The organism is Mucilaginibacter sp. SG538B (assembly GCF_013376065.1).
Lineage (GTDB): Bacteria > Bacteroidota > Bacteroidia > Sphingobacteriales > Sphingobacteriaceae > Mucilaginibacter > Mucilaginibacter rubeus.
In genome coordinates this window covers 116828-131764 of the sequence record NZ_JABMJI010000003.1, presented here as the reverse complement: position 1 = coordinate 131764, position 14937 = coordinate 116828, and the positions used below count along the sequence as shown (strand labels likewise).

13 protein-coding genes and 1 other RNA gene are annotated in these 14937 nt (G+C 39.9%); 2 read left to right on the top strand and 12 right to left on the bottom strand.

Going from position 1 to position 14937, the window contains the following annotated elements:
* Window positions 1-45: 45 nt before the first annotated feature.
* Both FHW88_RS16695 and FHW88_RS16690 read right to left on the bottom strand, forming a co-directional pair.
* Entirely contained in the window at window positions 46-660 is a 615-nt protein-coding gene (locus FHW88_RS16695) for a CPBP family intramembrane glutamic endopeptidase (RefSeq protein WP_176627030.1), read from the bottom strand.
* 148 nt (window positions 661-808) lie between these two features.
* Window positions 809-1351 (bottom strand): zinc ribbon domain-containing protein, encoded by a 543-nt coding sequence (locus tag FHW88_RS16690; protein WP_090525984.1) that lies wholly within the window; start codon window positions 1349-1351, stop codon window positions 809-811.
* A gap of 111 nt (window positions 1352-1462) precedes the next feature.
* On the opposite strand from FHW88_RS16690, the gene FHW88_RS16685 reads away from it, so the two are divergent.
* Window positions 1463-2338 carry a fructosamine kinase family protein gene (locus FHW88_RS16685; protein ID WP_176627027.1) on the top strand — a complete coding sequence of 292 codons (876 nt, stop codon included), beginning with the start codon at window positions 1463-1465 and terminating at the stop codon, window positions 2336-2338.
* Here the strand turns inward: FHW88_RS16685 and FHW88_RS16680 are convergent.
* The 8 genes from FHW88_RS16680 to FHW88_RS16645 all read right to left on the bottom strand — a co-directional run bounded on the left by FHW88_RS16680 (window position 2335) and on the right by FHW88_RS16645 (window position 8876).
* A complete protein-coding gene (locus FHW88_RS16680; RefSeq protein ID WP_176627026.1) occupies window positions 2335-3795 on the bottom strand; it encodes a hypothetical protein in 1461 nt (486 codons plus the stop codon). The two genes, FHW88_RS16685 and FHW88_RS16680, sit on opposite strands and share 4 nt — an antisense overlap.
* Window positions 3796-4240: 445 nt before the next feature.
* A complete protein-coding gene (locus FHW88_RS16675; protein WP_090525981.1) occupies window positions 4241-4708 on the bottom strand; it encodes a hypothetical protein in 468 nt (155 codons plus the stop codon).
* Window positions 4709-4805: 97 nt separating this feature from the next.
* Window positions 4806-6191, bottom strand: a complete 1386-nt coding sequence (locus FHW88_RS16670) for a sigma-54-dependent transcriptional regulator (RefSeq protein ID WP_090525980.1) — start codon at window positions 6189-6191, stop codon at window positions 4806-4808.
* Between the two features lie 182 nt (window positions 6192-6373).
* An RNA gene (rnpB, locus tag FHW88_RS16665) (RNase P RNA component class A) lies at window positions 6374-6761 on the bottom strand.
* 134 nt (window positions 6762-6895) lie between these two features.
* Window positions 6896-7312: a c-type cytochrome gene (locus FHW88_RS16660; protein ID WP_090525979.1), complete on the bottom strand. Its 417-nt coding sequence runs from the start codon at window positions 7310-7312 to the stop codon at window positions 6896-6898.
* Complete coding sequence (locus FHW88_RS16655; RefSeq protein WP_176627017.1) at window positions 7309-7956, bottom strand: SCO family protein; 648 nt, start codon at window positions 7954-7956, stop codon at window positions 7309-7311. Before FHW88_RS16655 ends, FHW88_RS16660 begins: the two co-directional genes overlap by 4 nt.
* Entirely contained in the window at window positions 7953-8366 is a 414-nt protein-coding gene (locus FHW88_RS16650; protein WP_176627015.1) for a hypothetical protein, read from the bottom strand. Before FHW88_RS16650 ends, FHW88_RS16655 begins: the two co-directional genes overlap by 4 nt.
* Window positions 8367-8408: 42 nt before the next feature.
* Entirely contained in the window at window positions 8409-8876 is a 468-nt protein-coding gene (locus FHW88_RS16645) for a DinB family protein (protein ID WP_176627013.1), read from the bottom strand.
* 298 nt (window positions 8877-9174) lie between these two features.
* On the opposite strand from FHW88_RS16645, the gene FHW88_RS16640 reads away from it, so the two are divergent.
* A complete protein-coding gene (locus tag FHW88_RS16640; RefSeq protein ID WP_176627011.1) occupies window positions 9175-10533 on the top strand; it encodes a GH1 family beta-glucosidase in 1359 nt (452 codons plus the stop codon).
* A 4-nt stretch (window positions 10534-10537) separates the two neighbouring features.
* Here the strand turns inward: FHW88_RS16640 and FHW88_RS16635 are convergent, their stop codons facing one another.
* Together FHW88_RS16635 and FHW88_RS16630 are read right to left on the bottom strand one after the other, a co-directional pair.
* Window positions 10538-12619 (bottom strand): sensor histidine kinase, encoded by a 2082-nt coding sequence (locus tag FHW88_RS16635; protein WP_176627009.1) that lies wholly within the window; start codon window positions 12617-12619, stop codon window positions 10538-10540.
* 143 nt (window positions 12620-12762) lie between these two features.
* Complete coding sequence (locus FHW88_RS16630) at window positions 12763-14859, bottom strand: sensor histidine kinase (protein WP_176627007.1); 2097 nt, start codon at window positions 14857-14859, stop codon at window positions 12763-12765.
* Window positions 14860-14937 lie beyond the last annotated feature (78 nt).

The following is a 14937-nucleotide window of genomic DNA, read 5'->3' as shown; positions in this document are numbered from 1 at the left end:
ATAATTTGGTATTGAGTTTTTAATTGGCTTTTTATTTCTTTAACACTATAGTAACTCAAATAAACAAGCGGTTAAATTAAAGCAAAAATGAAAGAATACGCCATACCAGATAGTGTTTTCTTTTACCCTAACATAGCCGAGAAATAAAGCGAATGGGATTAACCAGAACAAGGAAACGAAGTTGAGGTGAATAATACCAAACAAGAAAGCTGAAATGAAAACAGCCTGCCCGGTATCGGCAATATTTAACAACGATTGCAGCAGATATCCCCGAAAGCCAAGTTCTTCAAACAAAGCCGGAGTTATCGCAGTGAAAAATATAATCAAATAGGCAGCGCCAGGCATGCCGGCAAAAATGGAGTAATAGTAATAGTCTCGCGAGAAGATGATAATATTGATCCAACTTGAAATGTAATGGATCAGCAGGTTGCTGGCCATTGCAATCGATCCATAAGCAGCTAACTTTTGCCATGAAAATGAAGGCCAGCGGAGCTGTTTTTTATAATCATTCCAGTTATAGGTAAAAAACAATACCGCGGTTCCGGCACCGATAATTTCAACTACCAGGAACCAGCCAACTGTTTTAAAGTAGTCAACAAACGACGACAATGCACATACCACGATGTAAACCCCATAAAACAAAGCAGCTTGCTTAAGCAATTGCCAGTTATGGGCGGTCTCATCGATTGCCGTATCCTCTTGCCGGTAGCCGCAGTTGCTGCAAAACTTTACGTTGACGGCGTTTGATGCACCACATTGTATGCAATGTACTGCTTCCGTTGCTTGGTGTTGTTCGGACAGCAAAAGACTAAGCTATATGTTTTTCTTTCCTGATTTTTTCTATTTCCATTGCCGATTTAATGCCTTTGATCATATAGCCAATAATCACTATTTTTATGATGATACCCCTGGCAATAGATATAGGATCAACTATGGCGTTTAACAACTGGACAATCACATACAGCGACAAGCCTGATATGAGACAGGCTAAGGGTTTCTTTTTGCTGTAAGCGCCCAAAACCAAGAACATAGCCGCCATTATTAAATCGGTTATGACTACAGCTACTACATCTTCTTCATCTTTATGCATGAAAAAATAAACCAGGCCGCTCAAAATAAAAACTCCTGCCAGGTAATATAATGTTGTACCCGCCTGTTTAAGCGTTTTATTATAGGTAAACATGTCTATTTCTTCAACCTGCCGTTCTGAAATAAATATGTTTTGTTCGGCTTCAGTCCCCTTTAGCGGATAGCCACATTGGGTGCAAAAGGTGTCTTCGGGCTTTGCTTGCGTGTTGCAGTGTGCGCAGTTTTCTGTTAATTGAACAGCTGCAGGAATTTGATTCTCCATTTAATTTTGTGATAAGGACTTAAATATTACACGAATATAATTATTGCAATTTAATTGTGTGCTAAAACAAATAATTTAGCCTGGTAAGATTTGATGATTTTATTATCGCCTATGTTTAAAAACTTCATCCCCGATATTTTATTAAGTTATATTCAAAGTAAACTCAATATTAAAATCATTAATGTTAATGCAGTGAGCGGTGGTGATATAAACGATGTCTACCATTTGCAATGCGACGATCACAGTTATTTATTGAAAGTAAATGACAGGTATAAGTTCCCCAATATGTTTGCGAAAGAGCAGCAGGGGTTGAAGGCTATTCGCCAAACTAATGCAATTGCAGTTCCTGAGTTTGTTTTGCAGGGAGAGTTAGGCAATGATAGTTACCTTGTTTTAGAGTGGATAAATGTTGGTTCTGCTAATGCGCCTGCTTCTTCTAAGTTGGGAATGCAGCTTGCTCAAATGCATAAAAAAACCAATACCCGATTTGGTTTTTATATTGACAATTATATGGGTTCGCTAATTCAAACTAATAATTGGTATGCTACGTGGAGCGATTTTTTTATTGAACAGCGGTTGCAGCCGATGGTTGAAATGGCGGTAGACAAAAAGGAACTCTCCCGGACCGATATTCACCAGTTTGATCAGCTTTATAAAAAGCTCCCAGGTTTATTTACAGAAGAACCACCCGCATTGTTGCACGGAGACCTTTGGGGAGGCAATTACTTGATTGATACCCGTGGCAAACCTTACCTGATCGATCCGGCGGTTAGTTATGGCAATCGTGAGTTTGATATTGCGATGACCACGCTTTTCGGTGGTTTTGACCGCGCTTTTTATGAGGCTTATAACCAGGAATTTCCGTTACGGCCTGGCTGGCAACAGCGTCTTAAACTTTGGAACCTTTATCCGCTGTTGGTTCACGTAAACCAGTTTGGCGGTATGTACGCCAAACTGGTAAAGGATAATCTTTCGGCATTTATTTAGTTTGTGCCCTGTACAAAGACTGGTGTTTCGGTTACTTTAACAGTAAGTTTCCCGTTAGCTGTTTTTAGGGTTGTTTTAACAACATTACCGGCACCTGTTTTTAGTGTATAAACATTTGCTTTAGCTGTACCAAGGTTAAGTGTATATGTACTTGTACGTGCCTGATAATCAGGGATGGTTAATATGTACATGCTTTGTGATCCCGATAGATATTTATCAACCAGTGGATCGGCATTAATGGTACTTGTGTAGGTGTAGTTACCCATTAATTTTGATGTTTGCAATATAAAATCGGCAGCAGGCCTGCGTTTGCCATTTTCGGCTAAACCCGATGTAGCATATTGAACAGCAACATTAGGAGCATCGTCAAAAAGCTGGTAATAAAATACACGTTGTATACCATGCCTGATGTAAAGAAGCGAAGTTCTTAAAATCCAATCTGCCTGGGTGTTTTTCGATGTCTTTTGCCCTACATCTAAAGCTCTCTGATAGCTTCCCTTGTTTATATCGTAGCCAGACTCGGTTACCCAAACAGGGATTGGTTTAACAAAAGAATTTGCATACTGAACAAACGAATCAGCAATTTGCCCCGCCATCGACAATTCCGGCGGCAGGCCAAACGTGGCAGGCTGATGTGTTAAAATATTACCGTTATTGTTGTAATAGTGGTAGTTAATAATATCAAAACACAGATTGATACTGCCGTTGGCCCTGTAACCACGGTTGATGCGGCACCACTCTACCATTTTCTTTACAAAATTTATGTCGGCTGTAGCTAATCCACCCATTACCACTTTCATATTAGGATCAGCATTTTTTACACCGGCATTTTTTCCTAACTTCCCCTTGTTGCCATCATAAAAGGCCGACATGTTAGCTGCATATTCTTCAGCGGTTTGTTGTGTTGCCGATCCTTTCCACCATTTATCGCGCTCATTATCACACTCTACGTAAGTTATAAGGCCCATGCCCACTTTTACCTGGTTAGGCGAGTCATCTGCCCATCGCATGCTGGTGTCAACTTTTATCAATGCCTTGTTAATATTAGTATTATAGCCATACCTGGCGGCAAATTGAAAGGCCATGTGCGCCTGGTCAATATAGCTTGCCGGATCAGCCTTACTTAAGCCATAAATAAGCGGCGCATTTTCAAGATCCCGCATATTGTTAGGATAAGTATTAACCAACCATGGCGGACAATTTTTTATATCTGCCAAAACCAATATGCCTTCCTGTTTGCAACGGCTATAAATGAGATCATAGTTCCAGTTGTCTTTATGAGTGGGGTTGAAGGTATAGCTGCCTTTAGTGCTTTCCATCCGGGCCCAGCCTAAATAATGCCTTACTGCACTGAATGACTTGATAAGGTTCATGTTGGTTTCGTAAATGGCTCCTTTTTGCTCCGGATTGGCGGGATCCTGCAAAAAATTCCATTCATACGCGTTTATGCCAAACATGTTTTTAAGCGGAATATTTGAACTCGTAGCTGAAATTGTGTGAATAGATTTAATAGTTGTAATGCCTTCTGAGCTTTTTTGCGGCCTGCAGCGATTAAATGAAAAAGTAAATAACGATAACATTAACAGTATCTTATGGTTAATTAACAGCTTCATTCTTTGAGTGGTCTTTAGCGGGTAAAGTAAAATTAATCCGGGCAGATAAAAAGACTTCTCCGATAAATTCCATCGTTTACAAACAACAACCGGTTAACTTTTTGTGAAGGCTTTCCAATAAAATTTAACTTATTATAAACTGGGATAATTTAGTTTTTAACGAATGGGTTACCGCGCAGGTTACGATTTATTGTTATTGTAAAGGGGAAAGGTTGTCCGGCTCGTTCAAATAAACAGTGCAAATAAAAAGCCCGGAACACGCCGGGCTTTAAAATATAAGTTTTAAGGTTTATTTCACTCTTACATAAGTTTCAATGATCTCATGATCAACCTTAAGGCTGTCTATCTTCTCAATTCCTTTTTGAGTTAGGGTGTCATTTTTCATAGTGAGCTTAAATTTGAAATCCCTGTTTTCCCAATCGCGGGCATCGCAATAAGCCAGGTGCTCGGTATAATCATCGCCGGATAGGGTATAAGTGCCCGCGCCCGATGAATAAACCGGTTTGGCTGTTTTGCCGTGTACCAGGTCATGCGTAAAGAAGGCGAAGTTAGTGGCGTTAAACATCTTAAACATTTCCTGGTCTTTGGGAGGGGTGGTTACTGTAGTATCGCCCTTCATAATGCTTTTACTTGATATCAGATGCCAGGTCCCGTCAAGCTTACCGGCCGGTTCGGTTGTTTCTGTAGTTGCCTTTGGCTGGTTACCGCATGAGCATAGGGCGAACAGTAAAAAAGATGCTAAGTAATAGGTTTTCATGGTGTTAATAAAGGTTATTGAGATACAATAATAACATAAAAAAAGCACCGGCTATCATATTTGCCGATGCTTTTTAAAATAATTTCAAAAGTTTATTTTATTCGCCGCGTTTAAGGCCAAATTTTTCAATTTTACTGTACAAGTGACTGCGTTGAATATCGATATCATCAGCAGTTTTTGACACATTCCAGTTGTTTTTCTCCAGCTTGAATTTGATGTATTCACGCTCGGCGAAGTCCTTATATTCCTGGAAGTTATTGAACTGATCAAAATCTGTTTGCGGGGCAGGAGCGGCTGTGCTGCCAGTGCCGACTGCTGCCGGTGCAGATGGGTTTGCAAACGCTCTAACATCGTTATCTGTAATAACTTTATCACTTAGGATGATCAAGCGCTCAACCATGTTGCGGAGTTCACGGATATTACCGGTCCATGGCAGGGCTTTAAGGGCCTCAAGTGCAGCATCAGAGATCTTTTTAACCGGCATGCCATATTCATTGCAAATCTCATCCAAAAAGCTTTGAGTTAACAGCGGGATGTCGTCTTTGCGTTCAATAAGCGGTGGTACGTGGATTAGTATTACACTTAGGCGGTGATACAAGTCCATACGGAAATTACCGGCTTCAATTTCTTTTAGCAGGTCCTTGTTGGTTGCCGCTACTACACGTACATCAACGTCAATTTCCTTTTCGCCACCTACGCGCGTAATCTTATTTTCCTGTAAGGCACGCAAAACTTTAGCCTGGGCCGACTGGCTCATATCACCTATCTCATCCAAAAATAACGTTCCTCCATTTGCCGATTCAAACTTGCCAATACGTTGTTTGATGGCGGATGTAAATGAGCCTTTCTCGTGGCCAAATAGCTCACTCTCAATTAATTCTGAAGGGATTGCAGCACAGTTTACCTCGATAATGGGTGCGGCTGAACGATTTGATTTTTCGTGGAGCCAGCGTGCAACCAGCTCTTTTCCACTACCATTGGCGCCTGTAACCAATACACGGGCATCGGTTGGGGCCACCCGGTCAATAGTTTCTTTTATTTTGAGGATAGCCTGCGATTCGCCTAAAATGGGGCGTACTTTTGATACTTTACGTTTAAGTACCTTAGCTTCAACAACAAGGCTTCCCCTATCAAGCGCGTTACGAACGGTAATAAGCAGGCGGTTAAGGTCAGGTGGTTTTGAAATAAAGTCAAACGCGCCTTTTTTGCTGGCCTCAACAGCGGTTTCAACCGTGCCGTGGCCTGATATCATAATAAAAGGTAGATCGGGCTTAATAGCGAGGCCTTCGGTAAGTACCTCCATACCATCCATGCGGTTCATTTTAATGTCGCACAGTACCAGGTCATAGTCTTTTTTTTCAATTAACTGAAGGCCGTCAACGCCGTTATCTACATCTTCAACCTCGTAATCTTCATACTCTAAAATCTCGCGAAGCGTGTTACGAATAGACCGTTCATCATCAATTATTAAAATTTTAGCCATGTTTTGTAATTATGTACCGATATGTAATTGTTGTTTGCTAATATATGGGTTTGTATAGAAAAACAAACACTTTTAATGTGCTATAAAGGTTTAAGGCGGATAAATGTTTGCAGGGTTGTAAAAATTTATTAAAAATAAATTGGTGTAAATAAAGAAACCCCTCGCTTTACAGCAAGGGGTTATACAGCAGCAAACCTATAAGCCGGGTTCTGTTTTGCCTTGTTAAAGGGCAACTTCTATCATTTATCTGGCCCTGTTATCACTAACAGGTTTAAACAACCTACCCATCCTAACGATTAGCCCTTGGGCTAATACGGGAGCGAGCAACTCCGCTTTCAGGACCTATTTGGTTTTTCAACTCCTGAGGTTTACCGTCATATCCGGTCGCCCGGTTACGCCGTGAGCTCTTACCTCACGTTTTCACCCTTACCCACCTAAGCGGGCGGTATTTTCTCTGTGGCACTTTGCTGTCGCCGGCTGCCGGCGCCTTCCCGTTAGGAAGCAGGATGCTCTGTGTTGCCCGGACTTTCCTCCGCCAAACAAGCTGGCAGCGATAGAACGTTTTGCGGTTGTAAAGATAGGGAAATTAGTTTAGTTCATGGTTGATGGTTCATAGATCATAGCAAAAGCTTGTAGTTCATGGTTCATAGCTTAGGGTATTTATCATAAACTATGAACCATGACCTATCATCTATGAACAAAAACTATTGACAATTTTTCAAATCATCCTGAACCTGTTGCAATGTAACAGTTCTCATTTTATTACCAAAGGAATTGGTAACGTAAGTAAGAACTTTAGCAATTTCAAGAGGGGCTATATCATCAGGCTGCATTTGGTCGTCAAAAGAGCGGCCTGCTACGGTTATTTTTCCCTTAAGGCCATTTTTGATAAAGCAGGCAAGTTTTCTCTTATTATTTTTTAAATAAATTGAATCTGTTAATGGAGGAATAAGTGCCGATAAACCTTGTCCTTTATCGCCATGGCAATTTTGACAATGCTGCTGGTAAACAAGGCTCCCGCCCGAGTAATAGCGTTTAAACTCAATTTGATCATCGCTTTGGCATGATGCGCCAACTACAACTAACAAAATGGCTATAATGCCTATTACCTTTAATTTCATTTGGCGGCAATTTGGTCAGGTTCGGCTTTCAGGGTTTTGATATCGGCAATCAGTTTGGTTACTTCTGCCGGATCTGTTCCTTCGTAAGTACCGCGAAGGCGTTTCTGTTTATCTATTAAAATAAAGAAGCCATCATGAATGTATTCGCCTTTGGGATTTTTTTCGGATACACTTTGCAGGTAGCTTTTGGCAATTTTATAAGTATCGCCTTTTTCACCATGTAGCAACCACCAGGTATTGCCCGCAATCCCTAATTTATCCGCATAGCGTTTTAATACAGGCACGGTATCATATTTGGGATCGATGGTATGCGAAATGATCCTGAAGTTATCATCATTCTTAAACTCCTTGTATACATTGAGCATATTTCGGTGCATCACCGGGCAAATAGAAGGGCAGGTGGTGAAAAAAAAGTCGGCTACATAAATTTTTCCATCCAGGTTTTTCTGAGTGATGGTATCAGCATACTGGTTTACAAACTTGAAGGGTGAGATAGTGGCGTACTCAGTATCTGTTACTGTTTTGCCATTAACCGTTTTAGTTACCGGAGTTTTATAACCCAATATGGGAAGGGCGGTTTTAGTATTTGATTTGCAGGCATTGAAAAGTATTAATATCACAATGCCTATCCACAATTTCCTCATTTTTTTGCCGGTATTTGAGTTATATATTTAGTTGAGCCGGTAACAGCTACATTTATTTGCGTATCTATTTTGCTGATAAGCTTCTTTTGAACTTCAAGATAGTCCATAATTTCCTGGTGCGATTTGCCTTTATTTTCCGCATCAAATTTATGCATCCAGTCGCTCATGGCATTATCGGCATCATCCACCAGTTTTAAATACACTTTTGCTGTGTCTTTATTGATATTTGGGGCATTGTTTTTTACAAGGCTGTCCAGTAGCATCTTATTTTTCATCAATTGCTCGTCATTGGCCATTACTTTATCATGTACGGCAATTACCCGGTTCAAAAGATCTTTTTCCTGTTTTTTAGTGTCGGTACAACCTAATAGCAGGGCAACGCCCGCGGCTGCGAATAGATGTTTTTTCATGGTTTTTGATGCGTGATAAAACTTGGCAAATATGCTAAATGTTTAGCTGTTTAACACTCTTAAATAATAACTATAGTCTGTAACAGGTAAAGTTTTTGTACCCGAAAACTTTAGCTGTTGCCCAATTTGGGCCCTGGTATGTGTACCATGATTAAGAACCTGCGTAATAATATCGCCAAGTTGGTTTTCAAAATAGTCGCCGGTAAAGCTATGATACGGAATTATGTTATTCAGATCTTCCTCATCGATTTCGTTTAAAAATGTGACCCATGCTTCATAACGCTCCGGTACCTGTTTTTTGCATTGCTCAATTGTAACATTTTCGGGCCATGTGTTAGGCAGAGAAGAAGGGATAAGTTTGCATCTTTCGAGCCATGCCTGTTCGGCGGCCAGCAGATGGCCCATCAGTTTAAGCGTTACCTCCGGCGAACCGTTTGCTTCCATTGTCTGTATCAACTGCTGATTGGCAAACAGGTTATAACCAAACATTTTTATAAAGTGTGTTTTCATAGGGTTTGTAAATTAATGGCTAATGTATTAAAGCAATTTTGTATATTTATGAAAATGCTGGTTAACAATTAAATAACATAGTTGTCACATTCAGCAAACATCTGCTTGTTACCTTTATTTTTAAAGTTAAATAACATAAGGGCATGAAATTCATTATCAATATTTCGAAACTGCTGATCAATTTCCGTCAGTGGATTATGCTTAAAAGTATGCGTTCGTCGTTCATACATTAAGTTATCACTTATAATTCTTCATTTATAAATATAATTGCACTTTTGGGCTTTTGTAGCTCAAATTAATGGAACTTACTGACCAGGAAATACATTTAAGCAAAGATCTTTTTGGTGCCGACTTTGAATGGGGCGTTTCAACTGCTGCTTTTCAGGTAGAAGGATCTCATGATGCCGATGGAAAAGGACTATCTGTGTGGGATGTTTTTACCACAAAAAAAGGAAAGATCCTGAATGGCGACCATGCACAAACCGCTTGCGATTTTTATAATTTGTATGAGCGTGATATCGACCTCATAAAAGAACTTAATATTCCCAATTTTCGTTTTTCTATATCCTGGACCCGTATTTTGCCCGAAGGCACCGGGAAAATTAACCAGGCCGGCATTGATTATTATAACCGGGTAATTAACTACTGCCTTAAGCAAGGTGTTGAACCCTGGTTAACTGTTTATCACTGGGACCTTCCGCATGTGCTTGAAGTTAAAGGCGGCTGGACAAATCGTGAAGCAATAACCTGGTTTAGTGAGTTTATCACTATCTGTGCTCAAAACTTTGGCGATAGGGTAAAACATTGGATGGTAATGAACGAGCCTGTAGTTTTTACGGGAGCCGGCTATTTTTTTGGCATCCATGCGCCGGGACGCAGTGGTATGAAAAACTTTGTACCCGCCATACATCACGTTACCATGAGTATTGCTGAAGGTGGCAGGATCCTGCGAAGATTGCTGTCCTCAACAACGCAAATAGGTACCACATTTTCGTGTTCGCAAATAGAGCCTTATACCGATAAACCCAGGGATATAGCTGCCGCCGTTCGTGCCGACGCGCTGATCAATCGGCTATATATTGAACCTTTGTTGGGCATGGGTTACCCAATAAAAGACCTGCCTGCGCTTAACGACCTGAAAAAGTATTTTTACCCCGGCGACGAGGATAAGCTGAGATTTGATTTTGATTTTATCGGCATACAGAATTACACCCGCGAAATTGTAAAATATTCTTTTTTTACGCCCTATATCAAAGCAAGTATGGTCAAAGCCGAAAAGAGGGGCGTTGATCTTACAGTTATGCGCTGGGAGGTTTACCCGCCTTCTATTTACCATATGATCAAAAAATATGATGCATATCCTAATGTTAAAAAGATTATCGTTACGGAAAATGGATCAGCTTTTCCCGACGAGGTTACTGATGGTGAAGTAAATGACCCCAAAAGATTAAAGTATTTAAAGGATTACATAGCACAGGTGTTAAAGGCAAAAAATGAAGGCTGTAAGGTTAATGGCTATTTTGTGTGGACCCTCACCGACAATTTTGAATGGGCCGAAGGTTATCATCCGCGTTTTGGGCTGATCCATGTTGATCATGCAACCCAGCAGCGCACGGTTAAAGCATCCGGCAGGTGGTATGCTGGATTTTTGAAATAAGCTGTTAGTTTTTAGGGAGCGTGAAATTAAAAGACGTGCCATTTTCGGTATCGCTCTCAAACCAGATACGGCCGTTATGATCTTCAATAATTTGCTTACAGATGGAAAGGCCAAGGCCAAATGATTTTTCGCCCGCAGTTCCGGGCCGTTTGGCATCTGTAAACATGTTAAACACCTGGTTTTTTAGCTTTTCGGGAATCCCTATACCGTGATCTTTTACTGAAATCTGGATTTCGTTTTCCAAATCAATGGCCATAACCAAAATAGCCGATCCTTCCGGACTGAATTTAATAGCATTACTGATCAGATTGCTGATCACCCGCCATATTTTTTCACGGCTAATGTAAATTTCGAGTGGTGAATTTAACAGGAAAGTATTGATAATCTGCTGCTTTTCAGCGGCCTTAAAACGCATCAACTCAACACTATTGCTCAATAAGGAATTAACTTCAACCGCTTCTTTATGTAATATAGCCGAAGCGGATTCAGTGGCTTCCAGAATTTCATTGATTAGTTCAATGGAGTTAAATGAAGTTTCCCGGATAATATTTAGCAGCTCTTTTTGTTCGTCGCTGTAATTTTCCTCTGTCATTACGCTGGTAAGCGAGGCTATTCCGCCTATAGGGTTGCGCAGATCATGTGCAACAGTGCGTAAAATCCGGTCCTTTTCCTGGTTATTGAGTTTTAAATCACGGAGGGCGCTTTCAAGGTGGTGGTTTTGATGGTTTATCTGGTTATTAAGGCTTCCAAGTGTTTTAATGTTCTTTTTTGATTTTTGCCAGTTTAAAAATACCAGGGAAATGATAATAATGAGCATCAGGGCAAAAACAACAGTTACTCTCAGATAAATATGCTGCAATTCATTGTTTTTTTTAAGGTTATTAAACTCGTTATCTTTTTCAAGGCTTTTAACCTGTTCTGCAACGTCGGCTTCTTTTAGTTTTTTGTTTTCATTTACTATGATGTCCTTAAGCTCATCGTATTGCTTATAGTGCGTCATTGCCTGCTGATGATTATTCTGCTTCTCGAAATAATTTGACATCAATAAGTGCCAGTTTTGTTTGGTTTCCCGACTTTGAACACTATCAAACTGGAGGCTGATAATATTGAGGAGGTTTAATAAAGAGTCATTTAAGTTTTGCCGATCGTATATAGATGCAAGTTTTAATTCGGAGTGTTGAGCGTCATTATTATCGTTTCCTTTGCGCAGATTGATAGCTATACTTTTTCTAAGCAGGCTTTTAGCCTTGTTATAATCTTTTTGCCTGATACTTATATCAGCCATATTGCCATATACAACGCCCTTGGATACTTCCCCCATTTGAGGCCTGTCTTTAAACCTTGCAGTGTTATCATTAATGTAATCAAGGGCCTTGTTGTAAAAATACATGGCACTATCATTCATCAACATTTTACTGTAGCTTAAACCTATATTATTCAATAATTCCTGCCTGCGATAAAAATAATTGAAGTTCCCTTCGCATGACCTGGTTTCATCAAAGCTTTCCTTAAAATATTCTGCGGCCCGGCTGTAATGTTCCTGCTTATATAGTATCATGCCCATGCGATAGCTATAATCACCCATGGTACATTCATCAAGGTTATTATTGGCAATTACTTTCCCTTCGTAAAAATAACCGTAAGCTTCGTTGTAACGATGTTCGTCAAATAACACGTCTCCTTTGGCAAGATGAGCCTGTCCATATTCACTGGTAAATTTTAGCTTCTTCTCCGGCGTATCGAAAACATTGAGCATACTGTCGGCGTACAGCAACGCCATTTTTCGATCGGCCTTTATATGCGAAGCATAATTGTAGATAAAATAATAGTAATTATAAACTTGTTTGAAGCTAAGGTTGCTTGAATGACGGAAAGCTGAATCAAGATAATTTACTGCTGCTTTATGATGCCCATTATCATACATTATAGTTGCAGTGTCAACGGCTTTATTATATGCTGAAGACGAAAGAAAGCCCTTTGACTGTTGCCCGCATGAAGTGGTTATCAGCAAAAAGCAAACAAAAAGCAAACAACCCTGTATATTATCGGTTAGCCATATTTGCCTGAAGCTTGTGTATATAAACATCAATATTAAATTATGCGAGGTTTAGAGTTAGTTGTAAAACAAGGGTAATCTATAAAAAAAATAAAAATGACCAGGCCGTTTTACCAATTTTTTTATCTATTTATCATCCGTTCAAAGTAAATTGGTTTGGAATAACTGATATATTAAGATGCCTGGGCCGGAAGATAGACATAAAAACTTGAACCATTATTTGATTCACTTTTTAGCCAGATCCTGCCGCTATGTTTTTCAACTATTTGACGGCAGATGGAAAGCCCGAGGCCAAATGATTTTTCGCCGTCGGTGCCAGGCCGTTTAGCTTCGGTAAACATATTAAACACCTGTTGCTGTAATTTATCAGGGATACCTATACCGTAATCTTTAACACATATTTCAACGCCTTGATGTTTTTGGTTTACAATTACATAAATAACGGCACCTTTGGGACTAAACTTTATGGCATTACTGATAAGGTTGCTGATAACCCGCCATATTTTTTCCCTGTTTATCAATATTTCAGTAGGTGTATCCAATAAGCTAAGCATGATATCCTGGTCTTTTTCGGCTGCCTTAAACCGCAGCAGATCAACACTTTTATTAATGAGGCTGTTAATTTCAACCCATTCTTTATTAAAAGTCATATTGGCAGTATTTGCCGCCTCTAAAATTTCATTAATGAGTTCGAGGGAATTATAGGAAGTTTCTTTTATAAGGTTGATCAGGTCTGTTTGTTCTTCATCACGTGCATCATCAACCATTGAGGCCGATAACGATGCTATTCCTCCGAGCGGATTGCGGAGGTCATGTGCTACAGCCCGTAGAATTCGGTCTTTTTCCCGGCTCCCCCGGTTTACTTCTTCAAGTGTGTTTTCTAATTCCGTTTTTTGCAGCTTAATTTGGTCATTTAGTGTTTTTATAGCTACGATATCTCTTTTTGACCTTTTAAGGTTACGAAAAACAAGGAAGATAATGATCACTGCCATCACTGAAAAAAGCACAGCAAGGTAAATGTATATCAATTGCAGTTTATTGTGGCTTTTAAGGTCTTCTATCTGATTTTCTTTATCAAAATTGGCCTGTTGTTGATTAATATCCGTCCGTTTTAACGATGAAGTCCTTTTTGTTGCCGAATCTTTCAATGATGAATAGTTTTTTAAATACAACAAGCTATTCTGGTAATCTTTTTTTTGCAGGTAATAAGTACTCATTAACTCATTCCAGTTGGTTTCAGCGTCATCATTTTTGATAGTATCGAGCTGGGCGCGGAGTCTTTTCAGCAGTTCAAAAAGGTCGTTTGGTTTATTGGTTATTAAATATAGCCGGGCAAGTTTTATTTCGGTTAATTCGGCGTCGCGGTTGTCATAACCTTGTTTTAAATTAATGGCGATACTTTTTTTCAGTAATTCGTGTGCCTGGTTATAATTATGGGTTAATAAAGCCAGATCGCCCTGGTTGCCGTATACCACACCTCTTGCAACTTCAAGCAGCTTTGCTCTTTCGGCAAACCTGGAACTATTTTCATTGATATAAACAAGCGCTTTATTTAAATAAAAGCTTGAGCTGTCAATATCGCCACTGTTTTTATAGCTCTCGCCAATATTATCCAAAAGCTCTTGTCGCTGGTAAAAGGCGCGAAAATCATCGGTATAGGCATAGCTTTGCCTGTGGCTGATCTTGAAATAATTGGCTGCTTCTCTAAAATGTCCCTGTTTAAACATGATCATCCCCATCCGGTAGGTGTATTCGGCCAGGATGGCATCGTCAATGGCGTTTTTGCCGATAGAGTAACCCTTGTAAAAATACCTGTAAGCCTGATCATACCTTACCAGGGCTGAATAGGCGTCCCCGGTAGCGAAATCAGCTTCGGCAGTTAATTTAATATGCTGATCCGGGGTAACACTTTCGGTAGCCACAGCCCGCATCGTATCAGCATAAAGCATGGCTTTTTTAGGGTCATGCAGCCCTTTTAAATTGTAAAGAAAATGGAAAGCATAAAAACGGAACCTGTCGCTTACAAACGGGTTTTTTATAGTATGGTAAGCTGAGTCAAGGTACTGAATGCCCTTATGTGGTTGAGACCTTTCGCCATTATACAGGTTTACCGTATCAAATAGTGTTTTAAACTGCCTGGAGTAACCACCCGTATCATTGATGCTATTTTGGCAGGAATTAAATACCAATAAAAAAGCCAGGGCCAGCCAAATTAAATGGTTGACCAGCAGTTTGTTTAAACTAACTGGGCTATCAGGGGTTGACAACATTAAGTGGTTACACAACAAATATAACGCTCATAATTATAATGAGCAATATTTATGCGCATGAATAATACCGGCGCTGCT

Excerpts from the sequence above, each read along its gene's own strand:
- FHW88_RS16670 (WP_090525980.1), bottom strand. The coding sequence starts at position 6,191 with ATGGCTAAAATTTTAATAATTGATGATGAACGGTCTATTCGTAACACG.
- FHW88_RS16690 (WP_090525984.1), bottom strand. The coding sequence starts at position 1,351 with ATGGAGAATCAAATTCCTGCAGCTGTTCAATTAACAGAAAACTGCGCA.
- FHW88_RS16680 (WP_176627026.1), bottom strand. The coding sequence starts at position 3,795 with ATGTTTGGCATAAACGCGTATGAATGGAATTTTTTGCAGGATCCCGCC.
- FHW88_RS16630 (WP_176627007.1), bottom strand. The coding sequence starts at position 14,859 with ATGTTGTCAACCCCTGATAGCCCAGTTAGTTTAAACAAACTGCTGGTC.
- FHW88_RS16655 (WP_176627017.1), bottom strand. The coding sequence starts at position 7,956 with ATGAGGAAATTGTGGATAGGCATTGTGATATTAATACTTTTCAATGCC.
- FHW88_RS16650 (WP_176627015.1), bottom strand. The coding sequence starts at position 8,366 with ATGAAAAAACATCTATTCGCAGCCGCGGGCGTTGCCCTGCTATTAGGT.
- FHW88_RS16640 (WP_176627011.1), top strand. The coding sequence starts at position 9,175 with ATGGAACTTACTGACCAGGAAATACATTTAAGCAAAGATCTTTTTGGT.
- FHW88_RS16660 (WP_090525979.1), bottom strand. The coding sequence starts at position 7,312 with ATGAAATTAAAGGTAATAGGCATTATAGCCATTTTGTTAGTTGTAGTT.
- FHW88_RS16635 (WP_176627009.1), bottom strand. The coding sequence starts at position 12,619 with ATGTTTATATACACAAGCTTCAGGCAAATATGGCTAACCGATAATATA.
- FHW88_RS16645 (WP_176627013.1), bottom strand. The coding sequence starts at position 8,876 with ATGAAAACACACTTTATAAAAATGTTTGGTTATAACCTGTTTGCCAAT.
- FHW88_RS16675 (WP_090525981.1), bottom strand. The coding sequence starts at position 4,708 with ATGAAAACCTATTACTTAGCATCTTTTTTACTGTTCGCCCTATGCTCA.
- FHW88_RS16685 (WP_176627027.1), top strand. The coding sequence starts at position 1,463 with ATGTTTAAAAACTTCATCCCCGATATTTTATTAAGTTATATTCAAAGT.